We start from the raw sequence: 20,895 nt of genomic DNA on the forward strand, positions 1-20,895 counted from the left end.
CCCCCTACGCCGCTGCGCGAACGACTGCGGCGACCTGCTCCGCCGACAGATCCGCGAGGGCCACGTAACCGCCGCCGAGGCACGCCGCGAAATCGGCAGCGAGTCCGAGGCGGACCATTCCCGATTCGCAGTCGACGACGACGGAGGCGATCTTGTCCGACGCGATGCGTCCCGCGGCAATGCGGGCCCGGCCGACGGGATCGGTGCCTCCGGTGGCCCGTCCGTCGGTCAGTGCAACCACCAGAGCACGGCGCAGCGGATCGCGAACACGTTCTCGCACAACCAGATCCCGGGCCTTCAGGAATCCCTGCGCCAAGGGTGATCGACCACCGGTCTTCATGTTGCGCAGCCGCGTCACGGCCACATCCACCGACGACGTCGGCGGCAACACGGTCTCGGCTTCCGTACCGCGCACGGTGATCACGGCGACCTTGTCGCGACGTTGATACGCATCACGCAGCAGCGACAGCACCGCACCGGTGACCGCCGAGAGTCGATCTCGTGCAGCCATCGATCCCGAGGCGTCGACCACGAAGACGATCAGGTTGCCCTCGCGCCCCTCCTTGATCGCGCCCCGCAGATCCGCAGGCGCGAGCTTCAACCGACCGGACGTGCGGCCGCGGACGACCTGCTGCTCGGCCGCGGCGAACAGGGTGCCCACCAGGTGCAGACCCTTGCCTGCCTCGACGGTGGGCCGTACCGACCGTCCGTGCGAGGACCGTGACCGCGAGCGCCGACCCGGCGCTCCCTCGCCCACTCCGGGAACCTCGAGCAACCGCGCTCTGAACTGTGCTCCAGGGGTACCTGCCTGCTTTTCGCTGCCGGTACCCGAGGGCGGCGGTGGTTGCGTCGATTCGCCGTGCGGATCGGAGGACTGCGGATCGGAGGACTGGGACTGGGAGGCGTCCCCGGGAGCTTCGGGCTCGGGCGCTCCCCCGCCGCCGTCGGGGTCGGGCTCCGGGTCGGGTTGCTGTTCGGCCTGTTCGGCCGCGTCCCGCATGGCCTCGTCCAACTGTTTGTCGTCGATGCCCGGCTCGTCGAAGGGGTCGCGCCGACGCCGGTGCGGCAGTGCCAGTTCGGCGGCGATCCGCACGTCCTCCTCGGCCACGTCGCTCGCGCCTCGCCAGGCTGCGTGGGCGGACGCGGTACGAGCCAGCACCAGGTCGGCGCGCATACCGTCGACGTCGAAGGACGCACACAGAGCGGCGATACGCCGAAGTTCCTTGTCGCTCAACACCACATCGTCGAGAATCTTCCGGGCGGCCAGAATCTGCTCGGCCACGGCGATGTCGTCGTCGCGGTATGCGGCGGCGAATGCATGCGGATCGCGCTCGTAGTTCATCCGGCGGCGGACGACGTTCATTCGGACGTCCACGTCGCGTGATGCGGTCACTTCCACTGCCAGACCGAACCGGTCCAGCAGCTGCGGACGAAGCTCACCCTCCTCGGGATTCATCGTGCCGACCAGGACGAATTGCGCTGGGTGTGAATGCGATACGCCGTCCCGCTCGACGTGAACCCGACCCATCGCGGCCGCATCGAGCAGCACATCTACCAGATGATCGTGCAGCAGGTTCACTTCGTCGACGTAGAGGACACCACGGTGCGCGGCTGCGAGGAGACCGGGCTGGAACGCACGTTCACCGTCGCGCAGAACCCTCTCGAGGTCGATGGAACCCACCACTCGGTCCTCGGTTGCCCCCACCGGAAGTTCGACGAGCTTCGCCGGGCGCGACCCGTCCTCGTCCTCCACCGCGGGTAGCAGTGTCGCGAGTGCGCGCACCACCGTCGATTTCGCGGTGCCCTTCTCTCCCCGCACCAGTACACCGCCGATACCGGGGTGCACGGCGCACAGAATCAACGACAATCTCAGCTGATCCTGGCCGACGATCGCACTGAACGGATATCCCGGTTCGGGAACACTCCCACTTCGCTGCACAGCCAATTCCCTTCGTGCCCGGAGTTCCGCGCCGGACGTTCGGTCGAGATACGCGAAGCCGGGCGGCGATCTGGCTGACGGGGGAATCTCCTGATCGAAGAAACTCCTGAACACAGTGGCGGGACCGCGCCTGATTGACACAGGACTTCTCCGCGACCGACTTCGAACGGAACACTACCGCCGAACGAACGAATGCCACACACGGTAGGGCCGTGTGTGGCATTCGTTCCGGGAGTGGAGCCTGCGGAATGACCTCCACTGGTAATCGAGTACTGCAGGAGGTCAGGTCTCGCTCCAGGCGGTGCCGCCGCCCCGACGCATCGGCGTGTGCGGAATGCCGTCCTCGAGAACTTCCTCGCCGTCGGGCAGGAAGCCGTGCTTGGCATACATGTCGACGAGGTAACTCTGAGCGTTGATGCGGCACGGCGCAGAACCGACCTCGGCAAGCGCGGCCCGCAGTATCCGGGTGGTGTGGCCCTGCCCCCTGGCCGAGCGCTGCGTACACAGTCGGCCGATACGGAACGCCTTCTCGCCGTCGTCGTGCTCTTCGAGCAGGCGGAGTGTGCACACCACTTCGCCGTCTCGCTCGAGCCAGAAGTGCCGTGTCTCGGTCAGCAAGTCACGCCCGTCCAACTCCGGGTACGCACACGCCTGCTCGACCACGAACACCTCGACACGCAGCTTCAACAGGTCGTACAACGTGCTGTTGGACAGGTCTAGTGCCCATGATCGTTTGAGAGCTGCTGCTTGCGTATTCATACCTTTTGCTATCACACACCCGTGGGCTGTGCGAGCTCACGCGAGTTTTCCAACTCCAGTGTCTTCGAGGTCCAGGCCCAGACCTCGTCGAACAACGAGCTGTTCTGGGCCAGCTTGACCCCGAGCGACGGGACCATTTCCTTGAGCTTGGGCTGCCAGGCGTCGTACTTGTCACCGAAGCACCGCTGCAGTACGTCCAGCATGGCGGGGACCGCGGTGGATGCGCCGGGAGAAGCACCGAGCAGTCCCGCGATCGAGCCGTCCGCGGCGTTGACCACGGCCGTTCCGAACTCGAGCACGCCGCCGCGCCCCTTCTTGCGGATCACCTGGACGCGCTGACCCGCGGTGACCAGCTCCCAGTTCTCGCCGAGCACCGAGGGCGCGAACTCGCGCAGCGTCTCGACACGATCTGCCTGTGACTGAGCCAGCTCACTGACCAGGTACTTGACGAGTCCGAGTTCGGTCACCCCGACTCCGAGCATGGACATCAGGTTGCCTGGCTTGACCGAGCTGGGCAGGTCGGTGATCTTGCCCTGCTTGAGGAACTTGGGCGACCAGCCGGCGTACGGTCCGAACAACAGACCCTGCTGGCCGTTGATCACGCGAGTGTCCAGGTGCGGCACCGACATCGGCGGAGCGCCGACCGACGCCTTGCCGTACACCTTGGCCGAATGCTGCTCGATCAGTGCGGGATCGGTGCACCGCAGCCACTCGCCGCTGACCGGGAAGCCGCCGAATCCCTTGATCTCCGCGATCCCGGACTTCTGCAGCAGGTGCAGTGCGCCGCCGCCTGCGCCGACGAACACGAACTTGGCGTTGACGGTCTTCTTGACTCCGGTGCGATTGTTGGCGACCTTCACGTCCCAGGTGCCGTCGGACTGCTTGGTGATGTTGCGCACATCGTGCCCGAAGTGCACGGTGGCACCCGCGGAGGACAGGTAGTTCAGCAACTGCTTGGTGAGCGCCCCGAAGTCGACGTCGGTGCCTTCCTGGCTCCAGTTCAGTGCCACGGGGTCGGAGAAGTCACGGCCCTTCGCCATCAACGGCAGCCGTGCCGAGAACTCGTCCTTGGAGTCGATGTACTCCATGCCTGCGAACAACGGGTTCCCCACGAGCGCCTCGTAGCGCGCCCGCAGGTACTTCACGTTCTCGTCCCCGTGCACGAAGCTCACGTGTGGGATCGGATTGATGAAGTTCTTGGCGTCGGAGAGGACGCCGGTCTCGATGCCGTGGGCCCAGAACTGCCGCGAGACCTGGAACTGCTCGTTGACGTTGAGCGCCTTGGCGATATCGACGCTGCCGTCCTTGTTCTGCGGCGTGTAGTTGAGCTCGCAGAGCGCCGAGTGGCCGGTGCCGGCGTTGTTCCACGCGTCGCTGCTCTCGGCCGCTGCGGCGTCGAGACGTTCGTAGACGTCGATCGACCAGTTCGGCTCGAGCTGACGGAGCAGCGCACCGAGGGTGGCGCTCATGATTCCGGCACCGACCAGAACGACGTCGGTCTTGATCCGCTTACCCTGCTCTTCTGTGGACACTGGAGAATCGACTTCCTTGTCTGTAAAGGTCTCGGCCGGTGGCGGTATCGGTCCGAGAACTCTTCTGTAGAGGGCTACTCACCCGATGCGGTCAGGTTACTAGCTGGGCCTACCCCATCGGACACCACGTCAACCTGCTCTCGATTGTGCTCCTCGGACGCTGTCGGCGGCGCCCACTACAGTTGTGATCTGTGACTACCTGGGTTCCCGATGTCCTCGGCGACGGCTACGAACAGACGACCATTCCGCTCGGTGACGATCCGGACGGCGAGGGCCAGGTCGAGGCCACTCTGGTGCGGTACCAACCGCCGGGTGTCGCCAACTTCGACCGCGCGGTGATCTACGTCCACGGATTCACCGACTATTTCTTCCAGCGTCACATCGCCGAGCATTTCGCCGCCAAGGGATACGCGTTCTACGCGCTCGACCTGCGCAAATGTGGACGATCACGCCGCGAGGGGCAGACCGCACATTTCGTGACCGATCTGGCGATGTACGACGCCGAGCTGAACGAGGCGCTGAGCCTGGTGCGCGCCGAGCGCGCGGACGCCCCGGTACTGCTGATGGCGCACTCCACCGGTGGCCTCGTGTTGCCGCTGTGGCTCAACCGGCTGAACCGTCGGGAAGGCGGCTCGTCAGGGCTGGGCTTGGCAGGCGTCGTCCTCAACAGCCCCTGGTTCGACCTGCAGGGTCCGCCGGCAATTCGCAGCGTCGGCACCGCGGCGATCGGCGTCATCGGCAGATTTCGGGCGAAGACGCCGGTTCCCGGGGGCGGTTTGGACACCTACGGGCTTTCCCTCGCGGCATCGGAGCAGGGCGAGTGGGACTACGACCTGGACTGGAAACCCCTCGCCGGCTTCCCCATCACCTTCGGCTGGATCCGTGCGGTCCGGCACGGGCACGCGGAACTGCACCGGGGCCTCGACATCGGCATTCCCTCGCTGATCCTCCGCTCCAAAGTGACCCACTTCTCCCGCCGCTACAGCTCGGCCGTCGACGCCGCGGATGCCGTTCTGGACGTTCGCCAGATCGCGCGCTGGGCCGGCTGCCTGGGCGACCGCACGACGATCGTGCCCATCGAGGGAGCCCGCCACGACGTGTTTCTGTCCACCGAGGACCCACGGGCTCGCGCCTTCGAGGAAATGGACGAGTGGCTCGAGTGGTTGCACCGAGGCGAGACCACCGACCATGCGTCGGGCAAGGACCACAGCGAAAGCGGGCATATTTCATGAGCGAGCATTTCGACGTCGCGATCATCGGCTCCGGATCTGGCAACTCCATCGCCGATTCGCGCTTCGACGACAAGAAGATCGCTCTGATCGAAGAGAACTCGACGTTCGGTGGCACCTGCCTCAATGTCGGCTGCATCCCCACCAAGATGTTCGTCTATGCCGCCGAGGTCGCTCGCACAGTGCGTGATTCGGCCAAATACGGCGTCGACGCCCACGTGGACGCTGTGCGCTGGCCGGACATCGTCGACCGCGTGTTCGGACGGATCGACCCCATCTCCGAGGGCGGCAAGCGCTACCGCGCCGAGGGCAGCCCCAACGTCACCCTCTTCGAAGGCCACGCAACGTTCGTCGGCCCGCGCACCATCGATACCGGCAGCGGTACCGTCATCACCGCCGACCAGATCGTGATCGCTGCCGGATCACGTCCAACAGTGCCGCAGTCCATAGCCGACTCGGGTGTCACCTACCACACCAACAGCGACGTGATGCGCCTGCCGGAGCTGCCCGAGCACCTGGTGATTCTCGGATCCGGTTACATCGCAGCAGAATTCGCGCACGTGTTCTCCGCCCTCGGCTCGAAGGTGTCCATCATCGCCCGCAAGGACGCGCTGCTGCGTGCGCTCGACGCCGACATCTCGAAGCGATTCACGTTGCTCGCCCGCGCCAAGTGGGACGTCCATCTCGACTCCGGTGATACCCGCGCCGTGTCCGAGGGCGCGCTGCACGGCGTCGAACTGGCCGACGGCACCAGGGTCCTAGGCGACGCGTTCCTCGTCGCCGTGGGCCGGGAACCGAACGGTGACCGTCTGGATCTCGGCACCGCAGGCATCGAGCTCGACGACGAAGGCCGCATCGTGGTCGACGAATTCGGGCGCACCACGGCCGAGGGAGTGTTCGCGCTCGGTGACGTCTCGTCGCCCTACCAGCTCAAGCATGTGGCCAACCAGGAAGCACGGGTCGTCCAGCACAACCTGCTGCACGATGCGTGGCACGGTGACACCTCGGCTCTGCGCAAGAACGACCATCGGTTCGTTCCCGCGGCGGTGTTCACCGATCCCCAGATCGCCGAGGTGGGCATGACCGAGGAACAAGCCCGCGACGCGGGGCTGGACATCACCGTCAAGGTCCAGAACTACGGCGACGTCGCCTACGGCTGGGCGATGGAGGACAGCGAAGGTCTGTGCAAGATCATCGCCCAGAAGGGCACCGGCAAGATTCTCGGCGCCCACATCATCGGCGCGCAGGCCCCGACCCTGATTCAGCCCCTCATCCAGGCAATGAGCTTCGGGCTGTCCGCCCAGGACATGGCACGTGGCCAGTACTGGATTCACCCCGGCCTGCCCGAGGTCGTCGAGAACGCTCTGCTGGGGCTCGACCTGTAGTTCCGATTACCAAGGGCTGGTGCGGAGCACGATCTCGGTAGCCAGCGCTGCCGGCTCGGCGGCGACGACATTCGCGCTGCCGTCGAGTTGGACCACCCGGAAGTCCGAGTAGACGAACCGACCGCTCGCGTCGGCGGATGCGCGCCGCAACGAGGACCCCACGACCAGTGTCGTCGGCAACTCGACCGGCGGGCAGTCCGCGTCGCGCACGGTGCCCTGCTCGTCGGCGATCGCGGGGTGGCAACGGTTCACCACGATCAGACTCGCGAAGCGACCGAAAGTCTTGGCAGCCAGCGTCCAGGCCGACTCGGCACCCGCGCCGCTGCCGACGAGATGCACCCATGACAGCTTCAGCTCGTCGAGAACCGTCAGGATCGCGTCGTCGCTGACACCGTCGATGCTCTCCAGCGCAACGGTTTTCAGATCCGAATTGTGCAGCCGTTCACTGACGGCGTCGTACACATCCACCGGATCGCCTGCATCGGGCAGCAAGAGAACGGCGTGCCTGCTGTCCGGGCCTGCGACCCGTACCGAACATTGCCCACCCGCAGCACTCACATGCGTGAACTCCATGGGGACGACGGTACTGCCTCTTGCGCCGACCCCACATCGGTTCTATGGTTAGTTACATGAGTAATGAACCAGTGAGGCAACCAGCCTCGACGCACCGGCGGTGGTTCTGATGGACGAGGGCAGGCCGATCTTCCTGCAGATCGCCGAGATGGTCGAGAACTCCATCATCGACGGCTCTCTCGCAGAAGAAGAACAGGTTCCCTCGACCAACGAACTGGCCGCATTTCATCGAATCAATCCGGCCACTGCGGGCAAGGGACTCGCCAAGCTCGTCGCCGACGGCGTCGTCTACAAGAAACGAGGAATCGGAATGTTCGTCACCACAGGCGCTCGGGACGCTCTTCGCTTCCGTCGCCGCGACCTCTTCGCTCGCCAGTACATCGATCCACTCGTCACCGAGGCTCGCAAGCTCGGCATGACCGTCGACGAACTCAAGACCATGCTCGACAACTGGGAGGAAGCACGATGAGCGTCCACACTCTCGGCTCTATCGGCGAACCCGGCACCATAGCCGCGTCGGCCACTCACCTGACCAAGAAGTTCGGCTCGTTCACGGCTGTCGACGATGTCAGTTTCCAGATCGAACAGAACAAGATCTACGGCTTTCTCGGCCGCAACGGCGCGGGCAAGACCACCGTCATGCAGATGATGACCGCACAGATGCGACAGAGCGCGGGTGAGGTTTCGATATTCGGGCAACGTCCGTGGGAGAACCCGCTCGCACTGAGTCACATGTGCTTCGTCAAGGAGAGCCAGAAGTACCCCGACGACCTGAAGGTCAAGAACGCCATCTCGCAGGCTTCCCACATCCTTCCGCACTGGGACAACGACTTCGCCGCCGAATTGCTGCGCGACTTCGACCTGCCCCTCGGCCGCAAGATCAAGAAGCTTTCGCGGGGAATGACGTCGGCTCTCGGAATCGTCATCGGACTCGCATCGCGCGCACCACTGACCTTTTTCGATGAGCCCTACTTGGGACTGGACGCGGTCTCTCGACACATGTTCTACGACAGATTGCTGGCCGACTACGCCGAGCACCCGAGGACCGTAGTTCTGTCCACTCACCTCATCGACGAGGTCAGCGATCTGATCGAACACGTGATCCTCATCGACAAGGGCAAGATCGTGCTCGACGCCGACTCGGATACGCTGCGCGAGAGCGTATTCGAGATCACCGGACCGGCCCGAGCGGTCGACTCGTTCGCCTCGGGACACCGAACCCTGCGCCGAACCGCACTCGGCGCGAGCGCGCGGGCGACGATCGACGGCCGACTCACCGAAAGTCAGAAATCGGACGGTGCCGCAGCAGGGCTCAGCATCGAACCGGTTCCGCTGCAGCAGTTGATCATCGAACGCACCACCGCCGAAACCGAGGAGGCAGTGTCATGAAACGAATACTGGACGTCGCTCGAATCCACAACACCTCCTGGGCAACCACATTCGCGTGGCCACTCGGCATTCTCGCCATCGTTTTCGTCGTCACGTACGGCCTGTTCTCCGTGGTCCCGGACACCGAATCGGAATCCAATTTCACCGGCGGAGTCTTCGCGGTGTATGGCTTCGCCCTCGCTTTCTACCTCTCTGCCATCACCCAGGTCTTTCCGTACGCGCTCGGCTTGAGCATCACCCGGCGCGAATTCCTCACGGCGACCGCGTTGGTGGGTATCGCACAATCCGTCGCGATCGGCACGATCGTCTACGTGCTGTCGCTCATCGAGTCCGTCACGGGTGGTTTCGGTAAGAAGATCCGAATGTTCGGCATTGCCCGCTCTGCCACGGACAACCCTGTGCTCCAGTGGGCGGCACTCGTGACGGGACTGCTGGTGATCGGCGGCATCGGCGCATTCATCGGCGTCGTCTATCGGCGGTACCGCGTCAATGGATTGTTCACCCTCGGACTCGGTACGCTCGTATTCTTCGGCGGCGGATCGATTCTCGTGACCTGGCAACGGTGGTGGCCCGATATCGGCAGCTTCTTCACCGACACTCCGCGCATACTTCTGCTCGTGGTCATCCCCTTGGTCATCACCGGCGTGTTGGCGGCCGCCAGCTGGGTCGGCCTACTCAAAGCATCTGCGTGACAATCTTTTTTGTCACAGAATCGACGCCGTGCTCGATGAGATCGAGCACGGCGTCGACGTCGACGTTGCGCTCCACCAGATCCGCCAGCAGATTCAACTGCTGCTCCCGCAACGCCGCGACCGACGTATCGGGTGCCACCTCGAACCCTGCGCGACCCGATTTCTCCGCCACCCAGGTCAGAAACGAACGCCGGAAGTCGTCGGATTCGAGCAGGCCGTGCCAGTGCGTTCCCACGACACTGCCGCGCACACTGCCCTCGCGAACGCCCGAAGACGCGGTCAGCAATGCATCGTCCCCGCTACGAACAACCCGACCATGATGAATCTCGTACCCGGACACCGAATATGCATCGAACAGCTCTGCCCGACCCGACACCTGCGCGAGTACCTTGTCGGCTGCGAACTCGATATCGAGATCGAACAGACCGAGTCCCTCGACCACACCGACACCCGACTCCACCGCGTCCGAGATGGTTCGGCCGAGCATCTGGTAGCCGCCGCAGATACTCAGAACCGGCCGACCCGCCGCCGCGCGCTCGGAAATGGCACGAGCAAGACCGGTGCGCCGCAACCAGTCCAGATCCGACACCGTGGACTTGCTGCCAGGGACCACCACCAAATCCACGTCCTCGAGCCGGGACGGCTCGGTGACCCAGTGCACCGACACTCCGGGCTCGCACGCCAGCGCCTCTACATCGGTCGTGTTGGAGATTCTCGGCAACCGCACCGCCGCCACCCGTAACCACTGGGATCCGACGGGAGGACGTGGCCTTCCCACCGGAGCATCGGCAACTGTTCCGAGTGAATCCTCGGCGTCCATCCACAATCCGTCGGCGAACGGAACGACACCGTATGTCGGACGTCCCGTCAACGCGCGCAACTGATCGAGACCGGGCGCCAGCAATGCAGGATCACCGCGAAACTTGTTGATCACGAACCCGGCAACGAGCGCCTGATCCTCCGGAGACAGCACGGCCACGGTGCCGAACAGATGAGCCAGCACTCCCCCGCGATCGATATCCCCCACCACGATCACCGGAAGAGACGCTGCCGTCGCCAACCCCATGTTGGCCAAGTCCGTGGCGCGCAGATTGATCTCGGCGGGCGAGCCCGCCCCCTCGCAGATCACCACATCGAATTCCGCACGCAGAGAGGCCAATTCGTCGGCCACCACGGCACGCAACGACTGTCGATGCTCGATGTAGTTGCACGCGCTCACCTGCGCCACAGCCCGCCCGCGCACCACCAACTGCGAGGTCCGATCACTTCCCGGCTTCAACAACACCGGGTTGAACCGCACACTCGGCTCGAGGCCACAGGCCGCCGCCTGCATCGCCTGGGCTCGACCGATCTCGCCGCCGTCGAGCGTGACCACAGAATTGTTGGACATGTTCTGCGCCTTGAACGGAGCCACCCGCACGCCCCGCCGCACCAACATCCGGCACAAACCGGCAACCAACACACTCTTTCCTGCGTCCGAGGTGGTCCCGGCGACCAACAGAGCGCCTTTCACGGCAGTGTCAGGATCTCGCTACCTGTCTCGGTCACCACGAGGGTGTGCTCGAACTGCGCAGTCCACTTTCGATCGTGCGTGACCACCGTCCAGCCGTCGTCCCACATCTCGGCGTTGATCGTGCCCAGGTTGATCATCGGTTCGATCGTGAACGTCATTCCCGGCTCGATTACGGTGTCCACCGACGGCTGGTCGTAGTGCAGAACGACCAGACCGTTGTGAAAGGTCGTACCGATGCCGTGGCCGGTGAAATCCTCCACCACGCCGTAGCCGAACCGGTGCGCATACGACTCGATGACGCGGCCGATCACGTTGAGCGCGCGCCCCGGCTTGACCGCCTTGATGGCACGCATGGTGGCCTCGTGCGTGCGTTCGACCAGCAGGCGGGCTTCCTCGGAGACGTTGCCGGCCAAGAAGGTTGCGTTGGTGTCACCGTGGACACCGTCGATATACGCGGTGACGTCGATGTTGACGATGTCGCCGTCCTGAATCACCGTGGAATCCGGGATTCCGTGGCAGATGACCTCGTTCAGGGAGGTGCAGCAGGACTTCGGAAACCCTCTGTAGCCCAACGTGGACGGGTACGCGCCGTGATCGATCATGTACTCGTGGGCGATGCGGTCGAGCTCGTCGGTGGTCACTCCCGGTGCCACTGCCCGGCCCGCTTCCTGCAATGCTCCGGCCGCGATCTTCGACGCCACCCGCATCTTCTCGATGACCTCGGGGGTCTGCACCCACGGTTCGCTGCCTTCGGCGACGGTCGACTTCCATGCGTACTCGGGGCGCTCGATCGACGTCGGCACTGCGAGCACGGGCGATACGACGCCGGGTACGAGTGGCTGACGGGGCTTGCTCTCGGCGGTCACAGACATGAGGCCCAGAGTAGTCGGCCGGTCCTCGGCACCGGACCGCAGCGCGGTGCCCGTGCCAGTCGAAACAGCGTCCACCGGTGCGGATATGATCTGGATCACGTTCGTCGCTCGTGCACCCGACACGAGGAAGGAAGCACCGTGGTCCATTCGAATCTGTTGCGGCCCCGTGACGGCGATGCTCTGCGCGCAGAACTGCGCCAGGTGGCAGCGACGTCCGACGTCCCCGTCGTGTTCGGCGGCGAGGTCTCCTCGGAGACCCTGTACCTGAGCGAATTCCACGGGACCAGAACCCGCGGTCTGGACGGACTCGCCATCCCACCCCGGTCGGGTCTCGGCGGACGCGTCATGGAACAGCGCAGACCGGCGGCCGTGAGTGATTACGGATCGTCGATGTCGATCACCCATCACTTCGATCGACCGGTGCTCGGCGAAGGCCTCAAATCGATCCTCGCGATGCCCGTGGTGGTGGCGGGAGTCGCTCGGATAGTGATGTACGCAGCGGTACGCGAGCGCGGCCCGCTGGGCGATCGGGTCGGCGACATCATGACATCGGCCGCGCGACGCCTCGGCCAGGAGATCGCCGTGCGCGACGAGGTCGATCGCAGAGTCCGTCTGTTGGCGACCACCCGTTCGATGCTCGACTCGGATGTTTCGCGTACGGCCGAGCTGCGCAGCGTCCACGAGGAGCTGTCCGATCTCGCCCGGTCGATCGGTGACGCAGCGATCCGGCGCAGACTCGACGCGGTCGCAGCGCGGGTGGCCGCGTCACTCGGTCAGGAGATGCCCCACGACCCACGGACCCTGGAGGTGTCGCAGTCGTTGACGCCACGCGAGATCGACGTCATCTCGCAGGTTGCTCTTGGCTGCACCAATATCGAGGTCGCCGCGCGCCTGTCGATCGGTGCCGAGACGGTCAAGTCGTACCTGCGCAGCGTCATGCGCAAAACCGAGTCGCACACCCGGTACGAGGCCGTGGTGGCGTGCCGTCGGCTCGGCGTGCTGCCGTCCTGAACCGAGCGCCGCAGCGCGGTCAGTACCCGGGCGGCAGTTGCTCGAACATCTCGCGGGTCACCGCGACCGCGTTGTCCGAGCTGCCGCCGCGCACCACGAGGGTGGCGAAGGCGATGTCACCGCGGTAACCGACGAACCACGAGTGCGAACCGCCGTCGACCTCCGCTTCGCCGGTCTTGCCGTAGACCTCGCCCTGGTCTGCGATGCGTTCGGCCGTACCGCTGGTGACCACCGAACGCATCATCCCGCGCAGTCCGTCGACCATCGCCGGTTCGATCGGAGGATGATCTCCGTCGATCACGGTGTCTCGTCCGATCAAGAGGTTCGGCACCGGCGTCGAGCCATGGGCCACCGTCGCGGCGGCCAGTGCCATACCGAACGTCGACACGACCACTCTGCCCTGACCGAAGCCGTCCTCGGTCCGCTGGACGAGCTCTTCGGCCGGTGGCACCGAACCCGAGTCGGTCGGCAATCCGACGACGTCGTAGTCCGGGCCGACGCCGAACTGAGAGGCCGCGACGGTCAATGCGTCGGGGGCCATCTCGCTGGCCAGCTTGGCGAACGAGGTGTTGCACGAACGAGTGAACGCAGTACTCATCGTCACGTCACCCAGGGCGAACTCGTTGTAGTTGGGCACACTGCGCTCGCCGATCACGATGCGACCCGGGCACGGGACGGTGCTGCCCGGAGTCGCGAGTCCACCGGAGATGGCGGCACCGGCGGTGACGATCTTGAACGTCGAGCCGGGTGGGTACAGGCCTGCCGACGCGACCGGCCCGTCCCGATCGGCAGCCGGGTTCTGTGCCACCGCCAGGATGGCACCGGTCGACGGCTGGATGACCACGGTCATCGCCTGCTCGGTGCGCGCATTCACCGCTCGCTGCGCCGCGACCTGAATGTTGCGATCGAGACTGATCGAGAACGACGGAGAGGGCTCCGGCGGGGTGTCGGTGAGGACATCGATGTCGACGCCGTTGCGGTTCGTGGTGACCACGCTCCACCCCGCCTTGCCGTCGACCTCGTCGATGACGGCCTTCTTGACCTGGCCCACCAGGTCCGGCGCGAACGTGGGGTCGGTGGACACCAGATCCGACTCGTCGGACGCGGTGACTCCCGGGATCTCGGTCAGTGCGGCCGAGATCGGCTGGTAGTCACTGTCTCGAAGCAATACCACCGGGTAGTCGCCGTCGATGGAGGTGGCGGATTCGACGATGGACTGCGCGGTGATGGACGCGTCGAACCGCGTCAGCAATGTCGACAGCGCCGTCGCGGAGGCCACTACGTTGTTCGCTTCCGCCGCGTCGAACGTAATTCGGTGTACCACCCCGGGCACCAGCACATCGGTCCCGGAACGCTCGTTGACTCGCGCACGCGGAGCGGCCGTCGACCGCAGGGACATGGTCTGGGTGTCACCGAGCTTGGGATGGATGTCCGATGCCGTCCAGCGCACCACCCACTCGCCCTCGCTTCGGCCCATGTTCAGCTGACCGTCGTACGTCCACACCCGATCCTTCGGCAACTGCCACCGGTAGGTGTAGCCGACCGTGGCGGTGTCACCGTCGACCTGTACCGACGTCGTCTCGGCATCCAGAGCCTCGGCCTGCAGGTTGGTCCACGCCTCGGTCAGTGCAGCGGCCGCCGCATCGGGCTTGTCGGTGTCGGCCGCTGCCGTCGCGATGTCATTGGACTCGAAGGCGGCCAGAAAAGCCTGGGCCGCCGGCTCCGGGCCGTCGGGCTTCGGGGTGCATCCGGTGAGGGCGGCAGCAATGACGGCTCCGACCACCGATACCGCTCCGACTCGATACCGCACTTCGGTTGCACCACGTGATCTCATTGCGCCCCATCGTAATAGGGCATCGCCTTGTGCTGCGGCAACGAATCGCGGTTCGCCACAACCTGATCGAGTGGAAGTGCCCTAGTCCAGAAGCACCGTGGTGAACGTTGCGACCTGGGTCAGGCCGATCTTCGCGTAGGCCCGTCTGGCGACGTAATTGAAGCTGTTGACGTACAAGCTGGCGGTGCGGCCCTGGCGGACCACCGAGTTCACCACCGCGGCGGTACCGGACGCGCCGAGACCGTGACCGCGTCGGTCGGGGTCGACCCACACTCCCTGAATCTGCCCCACCGTCGCCGACTGCGATCCGATCTCCGCCTTGAACACCACCCGGCCGTCCTCGAATCGGGCCCAGGCACGCTGCGCGGCAATCAGACTCGCGATGCGCCGACGATACCCGCGACCGCCGTCGTTCAGCCGCGGATCCACACCGACCTCCTCGATGAACATCGCGACGGCCGCAGTGAGGTACACATCCAGTTCTTCGGGGCGAACGAGGCGTACATACGGATCCGGCGTGATGGACGACCGAACGGACGTGGCCAGCAGCGGTTGCTCGCCGCGGACCTCGCGCGCCGGGCCCCAGTCCGTCTCGAGCATCTCCCACAGCGGCAGTGTCAGTTCGGCTCGACCGACCAAGGACGAACACAATCGTGGGCCACGGCACGCACGATCGGCGAACGAACGCAGATCGTCACTGGATCCGAGCAGAGGGACGAGGTTGGCACCGTAGAAACACAACGACTCGTCCGGGCCGCCTCGGCTCCACATCTCACCGTGAAACGACCTCGGATCCAGTCCGGATTCCTGCACCCGAGCGGCGACCATGCAGGTCGCGACCGGGTCGGCGTCGAGCACCCGCAGGACATGCGCAACGTCTCGATTACCGAGAGGCTTCGCACCGAGGAGCTTGAGCACCTACCGACCTCCTGACCACCTACCGCATACACACCGACCGAGCGTGTACCGAATCATTCCAGAGAACATGTTCCCCCGGTGGCAGAGCGGCAAACCGGACACCGAACCGGTCGAACCGGATCAGCTGACGGTCACGACCGGTGCGCCACCGTCTGCAGCCTCATCCTTCTCGAATTCCTCGGCGATGCGCATCGCTTCCTCGATCAAGGTCTCGACGATCTGTGCCTCCGGCACCGTCTTGATGACCTTGCCCTTGACGAAGATCTGGCCCTTGCCGTTGCCCGACGCCACTCCGAGGTCCGCGTCGCGCGCTTCGCCCGGACCGTTGACGACGCATCCCATGACGGCGACGCGCAGCGGGATCTCCATGCCCTCCAGACCTGCGGTGACCTCGTCGGCGAGGGTGTACACGTCCACCTGCGCCCGTCCACACGACGGGCAGGAGACGATTTCGAGCTTGCGGGGACGCAGATTGAGTGACTGCAGAATCTGGTTGCCCACCTTGATCTCCTCGGCGGGCGGGGCCGACAGAGAGACGCGAATGGTGTCGCCGATTCCCCTGGACAGCAGTGCACCGAATGCCACCGAAGACTTGATGGTGCCCTGGAACGCGGGGCCTGCCTCGGTGACGCCGAGGTGCAGCGGGTAGTCGCACTGTGCAGCGAGCTGCTCGTAGGCAGCGACCATGACGACCGGATCGTTGTGCTTGACCGAGATCTTGATGTCCCCGAATCCGTGTTCCTCGAACAGGCCCGCCTCCCACAGCGCGGACTCCACGAGTGCCTCCGGCGTCGCCTTGCCGTACTTCTTCATCAACCGAGGATCGAGCGATCCGGCGTTGACGCCGATACGGATCGGAATGTTCGCGTCGCCGGCGGCCTTCGCGACCTCCTTGACCCGTCCGTCGAATTCCTTGATGTTGCCCGGGTTGACGCGTACTGCGGCGCAACCGGCGTCGATCGCGGCGAAGATGTACTTGGGCTGGAAGTGGATGTCGGCGATCACCGGGATCTGGCTCTTCCTGGCGATGATCGACAGCGCATCCGCGTCGTCCTGTGTGGGGCATGCCACACGAACGATGTCGCAACCCGACGCCGTCAGCTCTGCGATCTGCTGCAGCGTGGCGTTGATGTCATGGGTTTTGGTGGTGCACATCGACTGCACCGAAATGGGGCTGTCGCTGCCCACTCCCACCGACCCGACCTGCAGTTGCCGCGTCTTACGGCGAGGCGCAAGTACGGGCACCGGCGGTGCCGGCATTCCCAATCCGACTGACACGGTCACGAGTGGCCTTCTTTCCTAGCTACGACTGACGAGTCTACTGATAGATCTGGATCGGGTTGACGATGTCCGCGGTAAGCGTCAACAAGGAGAACCCGATGAAAACAATGATGACCACGTAGGTGACCGGCATGAGTTTCATGTAGTTCACCGGCGCACCGTCGGGCAGGCCACGGCGCTTGCGGAAGATGTTACGAATCCGCTCGTAGATCGTCACGGCGATGTGGCCACCGTCCAACGGCAGCAGCGGCACGATGTTGAACGCACCGAGGAAGAAGTTCAGCGACGCCAACAGTCCGACGAACGTCACCAAGTCGTCACGCTCCACCGCTTGGCCGCCGATGACGCTGGCTCCGACGACACTCATCGGAGTGTCGAGGCCACGCTCACCGCCGAAGATCGACTCCCACAGCGCCTGTACTTTCGTCGGCAGTTGCACCAGAGCCTTGCCGGTCTGCACGAAGATGTCGCCGGTGAAGACGAACGTCTCGGGCACCGCTTCGATCGGGTTGTACATGATGTTCGGCGGAGGACCACCGGTAATGCCTACCGCCCCGACCGTCGTCGATTCTTTCGCTCCGGTGTCAGGATCGATGACGTATCGCTGAACCTGAAGGATCGGAACATCGAGAGTCTGCGAAACACCGTCGCGATCGACCGTCAGCTCGACCGACCCGGTCGAGTCCCGGATGGCGAGAACCACCTCGGACCAGACCTCGGTCGGCTCACCGTTGACTGCGGTGATGATGTCGTCCGTTTGCAGTCCGGCTGCTGCCGCAGGACCGTCTCCCGAACACGGCGCAAGTTCACCGTCTTCGGTCTGTGTCGTACTGACACAGACGACGCCTTGGACCGTCGTCGTCGGCGTCACCCGATCCGGCGTTCCCCACCCGAGGACCAATGTGTAGACCAACACGATTCCGAGCACGAAGTTCATGGCAATTCCGCCGACCATGACGACGATGCGCTTCCACGTCTTCTGCCGGTACATCGCTCGTTCGACCTCGTCGGGGGCGAGCTCGTCGATGGCCGTCATTCCGGCGATGTCGCAGAACCCGCCTGCCGGAATGGCTTTGAGACCGTACTCCGTCTCGCCGCGTCGGAAGGAGAAGATCTTCGGGCCGAAACCGATGTAGTACCGGCGAACCTTCATGCCGAGCGCTTTCGCGGTCCACATGTGTCCCGCCTCGTGCAGTGCGATCGACACACCGATACCGACGGCGAACAGCACGACACCTATAGCGAACGCCATGTGAGTCAGAGACCCTTCTGTTTCAGGAGCTCACGCGCACGAGCGCGAGCCCAGGAATCCGCCGCCAGAACGTCGTCCACGGTAGTCGGCACCGCAGACCAGTCCCCGCCGCCGTCACTCAGAACCGCCCGTACCGTCTGCACGATCTCGGGGAATTCGATGCGGCCGCCCAGGAATGCGTCGGCGGCGATCTCGTTGGACGCGTTGTACACCGCCGTCATGCACCCGCCCATGATTCCGGCCTCGCGGGCCAGCTGCACGGCAGGGAACACTCGATCGTCGAGTGGCTCGAAGTCCCAGGAGAACGCTGCGGTGAAATCGAGGGCGCGCGCGACGTCCGGCACCCGATCGGGCCAGCCGAGCGCAAGTCCGATCGGCAGCTTCATGTCCGGTGGGCTGGCTTGAGCGATGGTGGAGCCGTCGACGAACGTGACCATCGAATGCACGATGGATTGCCGATGCACGGTGACGTCGATCTTCTCGTAGGGCACGCCGAACAACAGATGCGCCTCGATCAACTCGAGGCCCTTGTTGACCAGGGTTGCCGAGTTCAACGTATTCATCGGACCCATCGACCAGGTGGGATGAGCCGCGGCTTGGGCAGGGGTCACCGACTTCAGTTCCGCTTCGCTCCAGCCCCTGAACGGTCCACCCGATGCGGTGAGGATCAGTCGATCCACCTCGCCTCGGTTGCCGCTGCGCAGGCACTGCGCCAGCGCAGAATGCTCCGAGTCCACCGGAACGATCTGTCCTGGCGCGGCGGCAGCGAGCACGAGATCTCCGCCTGCCACCAGCGATTCCTTGTTGGCCAACGCCAGCCGGGCTCCGGTCTTCAGGGCCGCCAACGTCGGTTCGAGACCGAGCGAGCCCACGAGCGCATTGAGCACCACGTCGGCTTGCGTCGACTCGACGAGCTCGGTCACCGCACGGGGCCCGCTCAGGACCCCGGGGAAGTCGAGCTCGGCGGCCGCGGCGGGGTCGGCCACGGCAACCCGCCGAACACCGGTCTCGGCGATCTGACGGCGAAGAAGGTCGATGTTCCCACCGCCCGCCGCAAGACCGACGACCACAAAACGGTCGGGGTCGGTGGCGATGACGTCGAGCGCTTGGGTACCGATCGAGCCGGTGCTCCCCAACAGCAACACGCGAATCGGCTCGGGACGATCCGAGGAGGTCGTTCGCTCACGATGGTCTGGCACCGGTCCATTGTTGCCTACCGAGGCTGAGAAACTCCTATGCGCCGCCGTAGCTGGCACGCTGGAGGCCATGGACGTCTCGAAGTATCGCGCGGCATCGTTCAATTACGCCGATGTAGGGGCAACGAGGGACACGCTCCCGGCCGGCTACCACTACGTCGAGAAGTCGAGGGTCATCGGATCCGGAGTCGAGGACTTCGTGGCCGCGGCCGATGCGCTGATGCGCTGGGACATGCATCGCGGTGCCGGCCTGACCGTCCACTCCAGCGACGACGCCGTCCCCGACGCCGTGGTCGTTCTCACGCTCGGGCCCATCCGTATCCCGTGCCGAGTGGTGTACGTCATCGACGAGGCCAACCGGCAGGGCTTCGCCTACGGCACCCTCGACGGCCATCCCGAGTCCGGCGAGGAACTGTTCCACGTCGACTACTCCCCCGCCGACGGGACCGTCACTGCGCACATCACCGCGTTCTCGAAACCCGGCCGCTGGTACACCAGGCTCGGCGGTCCGGTGGGCCGGCGGGTCCAAGCGCTGTTCACCGACCGGTATCTGACCGCGTTGGCGAAGGTGTGCACGTCGCCACGCCAGAGCTAGGAACCGGGCGGGTGCACGGCGCGCCAATGCTCGGCAATGTCGATCCGCTTCGCGACCCACACCTTCTCGTGAGATCCGACGTGATCGAGAAAGCGTTCGAGGGCAGCGATGCGAGCCGGTCGGCCGACCAGCCGGCAGTGCAGTCCCACCGAGAGCATCTTGGGGCTGCCTTCCTCCCCCTCGGCATAGAGCACGTCGAAGGCGTCCCGTAGATGTGCGTAGAACTCGTCTCCGGTCGAGAAACCCCCGGGCGAGGCGAAGCGCATGTCGTTGGTGTCGAGCGTGTAGGGCACGACCAGGTGATCGACCACCTCGGTGCCACGAGAGACCTTCTCCCAGTAGGGCAGATCGTCCGCGTAGGAATCCGAGTCGTATACGAAGCCGCCGTGCTCGACCACGAGCGACCGGGTGTTCGGTGAGTCGCGCCCGGTGTACCAGCCCTGCGGGGCCGAACCGGTCAGATCCCGCAGGATCGCCACGGCCTCGGCCATGTGCTCACGTTCGACGTTCTCGTCGATCTGCTGATACGACAGCCAGCGCAGCCCGTGACAGGCGATCTCGTGGCCCAACTCTGCCAGTGCGGCAACCACTTCCGGGTTCCGCTCCATGGCCTTGGCGACGGCGAACACCGTCAGTGGCAGGTCCCGTTTCTCGAACGCCCTGAGCACCCGCCACACGCCGGCCCTCGAACCGTATTCGTAGAGCGACTCCATACTCATGTGGCGGTTCGGGAACGCCTGTGCCCCGATCATTTCCGACAGGAACGTTTCGGACTTGGTGTCGCCGTCGAGGACGTTGTTCTCCGCACCCTCCTCGTAGTTCAGGACGAACTGCACGGCGATGTTCGCCTCGCCCGGCCACTGCGCATGCGGTGGCGTGCGGCCGTAGCCGACCATGTCTCGGGGGTAGTTCATCGGAAACCGGC

At 64.9% G+C, this 20,895-nt stretch carries 19 protein-coding genes; 7 read left to right on the plus strand and 12 right to left on the minus strand.

Annotated features, from left to right (window positions below):
* Positions 1-4: 4 nt before the first annotated feature.
* The 3 genes from AABD04_RS13965 to mqo form a co-directional block, all read right to left on the minus strand.
* Entirely contained in the window at positions 5-1,945 is a 1,941-nt protein-coding gene (locus tag AABD04_RS13965) for a magnesium chelatase subunit D family protein (protein ID WP_335740763.1), read from the minus strand.
* Between the two features lie 276 nt (positions 1,946-2,221).
* Positions 2,222-2,698 carry a GNAT family N-acetyltransferase gene (locus AABD04_RS13970; protein WP_243593342.1) on the minus strand — a complete coding sequence of 159 codons (477 nt, stop codon included), beginning with the start codon at positions 2,696-2,698 and terminating at the stop codon, positions 2,222-2,224.
* Positions 2,699-2,709: 11 nt separating this feature from the next.
* Complete coding sequence (gene mqo, locus AABD04_RS13975; RefSeq protein WP_335740764.1) at positions 2,710-4,230, minus strand: malate dehydrogenase (quinone); 1,521 nt, start codon at positions 4,228-4,230, stop codon at positions 2,710-2,712.
* 191 nt (positions 4,231-4,421) lie between these two features.
* Here mqo and AABD04_RS13980 point away from each other — a divergent pair, with 191 nt between their 5' ends.
* Together AABD04_RS13980 and mtr are read left to right on the plus strand one after the other, a co-directional pair.
* On the plus strand, positions 4,422-5,462 hold the full coding sequence (locus tag AABD04_RS13980) for an alpha/beta hydrolase (protein ID WP_335740765.1): 1,041 nt from the start codon (positions 4,422-4,424) through the stop codon (positions 5,460-5,462).
* Positions 5,459-6,844: a mycothione reductase gene (mtr, locus tag AABD04_RS13985; protein WP_341441544.1), complete on the plus strand. Its 1,386-nt coding sequence runs from the start codon at positions 5,459-5,461 to the stop codon at positions 6,842-6,844. Before AABD04_RS13980 ends, mtr begins: the two co-directional genes overlap by 4 nt.
* Positions 6,845-6,850: 6 nt before the next feature.
* On the opposite strand, the gene AABD04_RS13990 is transcribed toward mtr, so the two are convergent.
* The gene (locus AABD04_RS13990) at positions 6,851-7,417 is read right to left on the minus strand and encodes an alpha/beta fold hydrolase (RefSeq protein WP_335740767.1); all 567 of its coding nucleotides are present in this window, start codon (positions 7,415-7,417) and stop codon (positions 6,851-6,853) included.
* Positions 7,418-7,523: 106 nt separating this feature from the next.
* Between AABD04_RS13990 and AABD04_RS13995 the strand changes: the two genes are divergently transcribed.
* From AABD04_RS13995 to AABD04_RS14005, 3 genes are read left to right on the plus strand one after another with little or no spacing between them, the layout of a single operon-like run.
* The gene (locus AABD04_RS13995; protein WP_335740881.1) at positions 7,524-7,886 is read left to right on the plus strand and encodes a GntR family transcriptional regulator; all 363 of its coding nucleotides are present in this window, start codon (positions 7,524-7,526) and stop codon (positions 7,884-7,886) included.
* Positions 7,883-8,806: an ABC transporter ATP-binding protein gene (locus tag AABD04_RS14000; RefSeq protein WP_341441545.1), complete on the plus strand. Its 924-nt coding sequence runs from the start codon at positions 7,883-7,885 to the stop codon at positions 8,804-8,806. Before AABD04_RS13995 ends, AABD04_RS14000 begins: the two co-directional genes overlap by 4 nt.
* On the plus strand, positions 8,803-9,498 hold the full coding sequence (locus AABD04_RS14005; RefSeq protein WP_243609822.1) for an ABC transporter permease: 696 nt from the start codon (positions 8,803-8,805) through the stop codon (positions 9,496-9,498). The genes AABD04_RS14000 and AABD04_RS14005 overlap by 4 nt, the downstream gene beginning before the upstream one ends.
* On the opposite strand, the gene AABD04_RS14010 is transcribed toward AABD04_RS14005, so the two are convergent.
* Together AABD04_RS14010 and map are read right to left on the minus strand one after the other, a co-directional pair.
* Positions 9,482-11,011: a cobyric acid synthase gene (locus AABD04_RS14010; RefSeq protein WP_341441546.1), complete on the minus strand. Its 1,530-nt coding sequence runs from the start codon at positions 11,009-11,011 to the stop codon at positions 9,482-9,484. The genes AABD04_RS14005 and AABD04_RS14010 overlap by 17 nt on opposite strands.
* Positions 11,008-11,883 carry a type I methionyl aminopeptidase gene (gene map, locus AABD04_RS14015; protein ID WP_243593350.1) on the minus strand — a complete coding sequence of 292 codons (876 nt, stop codon included), beginning with the start codon at positions 11,881-11,883 and terminating at the stop codon, positions 11,008-11,010. The genes AABD04_RS14010 and map overlap by 4 nt, the downstream gene beginning before the upstream one ends.
* A 138-nt stretch (positions 11,884-12,021) precedes the next feature.
* On the opposite strand from map, the gene AABD04_RS14020 reads away from it, so the two are divergent.
* Positions 12,022-12,894: a LuxR C-terminal-related transcriptional regulator gene (locus tag AABD04_RS14020; protein WP_335740770.1), complete on the plus strand. Its 873-nt coding sequence runs from the start codon at positions 12,022-12,024 to the stop codon at positions 12,892-12,894.
* Between the two features lie 19 nt (positions 12,895-12,913).
* Here AABD04_RS14020 and AABD04_RS14025 read toward each other — a convergent pair whose 3' ends face one another.
* The 5 genes from AABD04_RS14025 to dxr form a co-directional block, all read right to left on the minus strand.
* A complete protein-coding gene (locus AABD04_RS14025; RefSeq protein ID WP_243609820.1) occupies positions 12,914-14,728 on the minus strand; it encodes a penicillin-binding transpeptidase domain-containing protein in 1,815 nt (604 codons plus the stop codon).
* Between the two features lie 81 nt (positions 14,729-14,809).
* A complete protein-coding gene (locus tag AABD04_RS14030) occupies positions 14,810-15,646 on the minus strand; it encodes a GNAT family N-acetyltransferase (RefSeq protein ID WP_243593353.1) in 837 nt (278 codons plus the stop codon).
* A gap of 120 nt (positions 15,647-15,766) precedes the next feature.
* Positions 15,767-16,930 (minus strand): flavodoxin-dependent (E)-4-hydroxy-3-methylbut-2-enyl-diphosphate synthase, encoded by a 1,164-nt coding sequence (gene ispG / locus AABD04_RS14035; RefSeq protein ID WP_243593354.1) that lies wholly within the window; start codon positions 16,928-16,930, stop codon positions 15,767-15,769.
* Positions 16,931-16,964: 34 nt separating this feature from the next.
* Positions 16,965-18,179: a M50 family metallopeptidase gene (locus AABD04_RS14040; protein ID WP_341441547.1), complete on the minus strand. Its 1,215-nt coding sequence runs from the start codon at positions 18,177-18,179 to the stop codon at positions 16,965-16,967.
* 5 nt (positions 18,180-18,184) lie between these two features.
* On the minus strand, positions 18,185-19,447 hold the full coding sequence (dxr, locus tag AABD04_RS14045) for a 1-deoxy-D-xylulose-5-phosphate reductoisomerase (RefSeq protein WP_279393287.1): 1,263 nt from the start codon (positions 19,445-19,447) through the stop codon (positions 18,185-18,187).
* Between dxr and AABD04_RS14050 the strand changes: the two genes are divergently transcribed.
* Positions 19,446-19,970, plus strand: a complete 525-nt coding sequence (locus AABD04_RS14050; protein WP_335740773.1) for a DUF1990 family protein — start codon at positions 19,446-19,448, stop codon at positions 19,968-19,970. The two genes, dxr and AABD04_RS14050, sit on opposite strands and share 2 nt — an antisense overlap.
* Here the strand turns inward: AABD04_RS14050 and puuE are convergent.
* Positions 19,967-20,884 carry an allantoinase PuuE gene (puuE, locus tag AABD04_RS14055; protein ID WP_374639709.1) on the minus strand — a complete coding sequence of 306 codons (918 nt, stop codon included), beginning with the start codon at positions 20,882-20,884 and terminating at the stop codon, positions 19,967-19,969. The two genes, AABD04_RS14050 and puuE, sit on opposite strands and share 4 nt — an antisense overlap.
* Positions 20,885-20,895 lie beyond the last annotated feature (11 nt).

Source organism: Rhodococcoides navarretei (assembly GCF_038069675.1).
Taxonomy (GTDB): Bacteria; Actinomycetota; Actinomycetes; order Mycobacteriales; family Mycobacteriaceae; genus Rhodococcoides; species Rhodococcoides navarretei.